This window comes from Bergeriella denitrificans NBRC 102155 (assembly GCF_001592185.1).
Taxonomy (GTDB): Bacteria; Pseudomonadota; Gammaproteobacteria; order Burkholderiales; family Neisseriaceae; genus Neisseria; species Neisseria denitrificans.
This window is the reverse complement of record NZ_BCWL01000152.1, coordinates 1-5410: the sequence shown is the minus strand read 5'-3', so window position 1 is coordinate 5410 and position 5410 is coordinate 1. Positions and strand designations below refer to the sequence as shown.

The window sequence follows — 5410 nt, the reverse complement described above, 5'->3', positions numbered from 1 at the left end:
GCCGCAAATAATCGGGTTGTAAAAAAACAACAAAAGTGAAAAGGTTAACTGTATTTAACAATAAACCGCGCTTTTTTCTGCCCCTCAGCCTGTTTTTTTACCCGCAAACCGCCGCGCAGCAGATTACCGGCCGCGCCCCGACCGCCGTTTTCACCCGTCTGCCGCAGACGATGCCTATGCCGCCCCGCGCTATGTTAGAATGCGGTATTTTATGACCATCCTTACGAAGGACACACCATGGCTATCGCTAAAAACTCAGTCGTCTCCCTGCATTATGAAATGTTTGATGCCAACAACCAGCTGTTGGACAAAACCGAAACCCCCATCGAATATCTGCACGGCGGCTACGACGGCATTTTCCCGCTGGTAGAAGAAGCCCTGCACGGCAAAGCGGTCGGCGACACCGTGGAAGTAGCCATGTCGCCCGACGATGCATTCGGCGAGCAGGATCCCGAGCTGGTACGCATCGAAGATGTGAGCGTCTTCCCGGTCGAAGTCGAAGCCGGCATGATGTTTGAAGCCGACGACCCGGAAACCGGCGAAGTCATCATCTACCGCGTGACCGACGTTGCCGACGGCAAGGCCGTTGTGGACGGCAACCACCCGCTGGCCGGCATGAAAATCCTGTTTAAAGCCACCGTTGCCGGTGTACGCGATGCTTCTGCCGAAGAAATCGCCCACGGCCATGTACACGGTCCGCACGGCCACCACCACTAAAGCCCGCAAGGCCGTCTGAAAATGCCCGCCGTTTTCAGACGGCCTGTTCCCATTTCCGCACCCGCAAAGTGCAAACCTTAGCCTGCATCAAACAATTTCGGAAAAAAGCAGGCGCAGCGGCAATGCCCGCCGCAATCTGTATTATAGTCGTCCCGTCAGCTTGATACCGCGCGGCTGCGCCTTGCGGCCTTGTCTCCGGTTGACGAAACGGCCATAACAACCCCACAGCTTCCCGCGGATAAACCCACACAAACATACGGCATACCCCATACAGTTTCATGAACGGATTATCAGAGCATACCCCATTGGTCCAACAGGCCGCCGAAGCCGGCATCGCTGCGGGCTTCCACGACATTGACGGCACTTACCACGCCGCCAAGCCGGAAGTATTGCAGGCCGTTTTAAACGCATTGGCAGACGGCGTTTCAGACGGCCTGTTTGCCGATACCGCCGCCGTTCGTGCAGACGAAGCCTGCTCCGTCGGCCTGAGCGTATTCTCCGGCGCAACCGAAGCCCTGTTGCGCGACGAAAGCGGGCATGAGCTGCAGCGCGTGGCCGTATATGCCGGAGAAGACGGCATGACTTACGCCGCCCTGCCCGCTCTGGCGGCCGGTTACTATACGCTGGAAGCGCACACCGAAAACCACACCGGCCGCGTCCGCCTGATTGCCGCGCCGCACACCGCCTACCAGCCCGCCGATTTGGCCGACGGCCGCCGCATGAACGGCCTGACCGTGCATTTATACAGCCTGCGCTCGGAGCGCAACTGGGGCATAGGCGATTGGACCGATCTGGCCGAATTGATGGCCTACGCGGGCGCGCAAGGCTTGGACTTTATCGGCATCAATCCGCTGCACGCGCTCTTTACCGCGCAGCCCGCTCTGGCCAGCCCTTACAGCCCGTCTTCGCGCGAATGGCTCAACCCTGTGTATCTGGATGTCGAACGCCTGGGCGTATTTCAATACAGCGCCCGCGCCGCCGAATGGTTGGAAAGCCCCAAAATCCGCCGCCGCATCGCCGCGCTGCGGATACCCGAGTCGGTTACTTATACCGCCGTATGGGCGCTGAAACGCGATGCCCTGCAGCTGGCTTTTGATGCCTTTATGCAGGAAGAATGCGAAACCGCACAGCAGGAGCGTGCCGCGTTTGAGCAGTTTGTCGCAGAACACGGCGACGCGCTCTACGGCTACGCCCTGTTTGAAGCGTTGGACCAATATTACAGCAGCCCCGGCATTTACGGCTGGAGCGCGTGGCCGGAAGCATTCCAAAGCCCCGACAGCCCGGAAGTGCAGGATTTCGCCCGCAGCCACCCGCAGGAAATCCGCTTTTATATGTGGCTGCAATGGCTGTGCGCCGCGCAGCTGCAGCAGGTCAACGATGCCGCCCGCGCACACGGCGTGTCGCTGGGCATGTACGGCGATTTGGCTGTCGGTGCGGCACGCGGCAGCGCCGATACCTGGCTCAACCGCGCGGATTACTGCATGGATATGTCGGTCGGTGCGCCGCCCGATCCGCTCGGCCCCTCCGGCCAAAACTGGAATCTGCCGCCGCTTAACCCGACCGCGCTCAAACGCAGCGGCTATGCGCCTTTTGTGCGCCTGATTCGCGCCAATATGCGCCAATACGGTATTTTACGCATCGACCATGTGATGGCTTTGTGCCGCCTGTGGTGGGTGACCGGTAGCATGAGCGCCGACCACGGCTCGTATGTGCATTACGATGCGGAAGTGATGTTTGCGATTGTCGCGCTGGAAAGCCGCCGCAACCGCTGCGTGGTTGTCGGCGAAGACCTCGGCACCGTACCCGACCAAGCCCGCAGCCTGCTCGACCGCTATCAGGTGTTCTCGTACAAGGTCATGTATTTCAGCAAAAACAGCCACGGCTTCGAGCTGCCGGAGCATTATCCCGCACAGTCCCTAACCGTCACCAGCACCCACGATGTCGCGCCGCTGGCCGGCTACTGGTGCGGCGCGGATTTGGCCGAAATGTACCGCCTGGGCAGCATCTCTTCCGATGCGGATTTTCAGACGGCCTTAAGCCGCCGCGAGCAGGACAAACGCAACTGGCTGGACACCTTCAAACAAGCCGGCTGCCTGCCGCCCGACTTCGCCATGCCGTCTGAAATCAACGACGCCCTGCTCGAAGCCTTTCTGCGCTACGGCGCGCAAAGCCGCAGCAAACTGTATGCCGTGCAGCTGGAAAACCTGCTGGGCGTACGCGACAACCTCAATATTCCCGGCGTGGCCGAAGGCTATCCGAACTGGGCGCGCAAAATGCCGCAGCCTCTGGAAGCCTTTGCCCGCCACCCGCAAATGGGCAAGCAGCTTGCCATGATGGGAGACATCCGCATGAACCGAAACCGCCATATCCGACGCGGCTACCACCCGGAAGCCGGAGAACGCCAAATCATCGACAGCCTGTTTGCCGCCACCCACAGCGATCCGTTTGCCTATCTTGGGCGGCATCGTGTCAACGACGAACGCGAAGCCGTGCGCGTGCTGCGTCCCGACGCGCACCACATCGACATCATCGACCGCCACACAGGCGCAGTCATCATGCCGTCTGAAAAAATCGACGAGCGCGGCCTGTTTGCCGCCGTATTGCCCGAACACGCGCCCGACTACGCCCTGCTGGTGACATACCACGAGGGCGAAGCCGCCGTACGCGAAGAAGATGACTACCGCTTCGGCAGCGCGCTGCAACATACCGATGCCTGGCTGCTGGGCGAAGGCACGCACCTGCGCCCTTATGAAACGCTGGGCGCACATTTCGCCGAAATGGACGGCGTATCCGGCGTGCGCTTTGCCGTTTGGGCGCCCAACGCGCGGCGGGTATCGGTCATCGGCGAATTCAACGGCTGGGACAGCCGCCGCCATGCCATGCGTCCGCACACAGGCAACGGCCTGTGGGACATCTTTATCCCCGGCGTCGGCCTCAACGCGCTGTATAAATTCTCCGTACTCGATGCCAACGGCAACATCCGCGAAAAAGCCGACCCCTACGCATTCGGCGCGGAGCTGCGCCCGACCACCGCATCCGTGGTGCGCGGCTTGCCGGCCAAAGCCGAAGCGCCCGCTTTCCGCCGCCGCGCCAACTCCGTGGAAGCGCCCATCAGCATTTACGAAGTCCATCTCGGCTCGTGGCGGCGCAATCCCGAAAACAACTACTGGCTCACCTACACGCAGCTGGCCGACGAATTGGTGAACTATGTAAAAGACATGGGCTTCACCCACATCGAGCTGCTGCCCTTGTCCGAATATCCGTTCGACGGCTCATGGGGCTACCAAGCCACCGGCCTGTATGCACCGACCAGCCGCTTCGGCTCGCCCGATGAGCTGAAAGCCCTGATTGACGCCGCCCACGCCGCCGGCATCAGCGTGATTCTCGACTGGGTAGCGGGGCACTTCCCCACCGACGACCACGGCCTCAACACCTTCGACGGCACGGCGCTTTACGAACACGCCGACCCGCGCGAAGGCTACCATCAGGATTGGAACACGCTGATTTACAACTTCGGCCGCAACGAAGTCAAAAACTTCCTGCAGGGCAACGCGCTCTACTGGATTGAGCGTTTCGGCTTCGACGGCATCCGCGTGGACGCCGTGGCCTCGATGATTTACCGCAACTACTCGCGCAAAGACGGCGAGTGGATTCCCAACCGCTACGGCGGCAGCGAAAATCTGGAAGCCATCGCCTTTTTGCGCCAAACCAATGCCGTCTTAAAAAGCGAAACACCCGGCGCCGGCTCGTTTGCCGAAGAATCGACTTCCTTTGCCGACGTAACCCGCGAAGCCGGCCTGAACTTCGATTTCAAATGGAATATGGGCTGGATGAACGACACCCTGCGCTATATGCAGGAAGACCCCGTCCACCGCAAATACCACCACGGCAAAATGACATTCGGCATGATGTACCAATACAGCGAAAACTTCGTTCTGCCCCTGTCGCACGACGAAGTGGTACACGGCAAACGCTCGCTGCTGGGCAAAATGCCGGGCGACTGCTGGCAGCAGTTTGCCAACCTGCGCGCCTATTACGGCTTTATGTACGGCTTCCCCGGCAAAAAACTCCTATTTATGGGCAACGAATTTGCCCAAGGCCGCGAGTGGAATTATCAGGAAGGACTGGATTGGCATCTGCTCGACGAAGCGGGCGGCTGGCACAAAGGCGTGCAGGATTATGTACGCGACCTGAACCACATCTACACCGCCCACGCCCCGCTCTACCAGCTCGACCAGCAGCCCGAGGGCTTTGAATGGCTGGTGGCCGACGACAGCGACAATTCGGTATTCGTATTCGAGCGCCGCGACCGCGCAGGCAACCGCATCATCGTCATCAGCAACTTTACCCCGGTGGTGCGCGAACACTACCGCTTCGGCGTCAACGCGCCCGGCCGCTATACCGAAATCCTGAATTCCGACCGCACGCAGTATCAAGGCAGCGGCATCGCAAACGGCGCGGACATCACGGCGGAAAACGTGCCTTCGCACGGCAAAGCGCAGTCGCTGAGCCTGACCCTGCCGCCGCTGGCCACGGTCTATCTGTATCAGAAAGCCGCGCCCGCAACGGAAATTCAGACGGCCTTGCGCGCCGACAAGCAGCCGGCGGTAAAAGATAAGCAGGCAAAAGCCAAATAAAGCGGCACCATACTGCCCCCGCACCGCGTTCTAAGCCGTCTGAAAAACGCGGTGCA

At 60.3% G+C, this 5410-nt stretch carries 2 protein-coding genes; both read left to right on the top strand.

Features of this window, described 5'->3' with window-relative positions:
- Positions 1–237: 237 nt before the first annotated feature.
- Positions 238–717: an FKBP-type peptidyl-prolyl cis-trans isomerase gene (locus BDE01S_RS08040; protein WP_066079897.1), complete on the top strand. Its 480-nt coding sequence runs from the start codon at positions 238–240 to the stop codon at positions 715–717.
- Positions 718–995: 278 nt separating this feature from the next.
- Complete coding sequence (gene glgB / locus BDE01S_RS08035; protein WP_066079894.1) at positions 996–5354, top strand: 1,4-alpha-glucan branching protein GlgB; 4359 nt, start codon at positions 996–998, stop codon at positions 5352–5354.
- Positions 5355–5410: the final 56 nt, after the last annotated feature.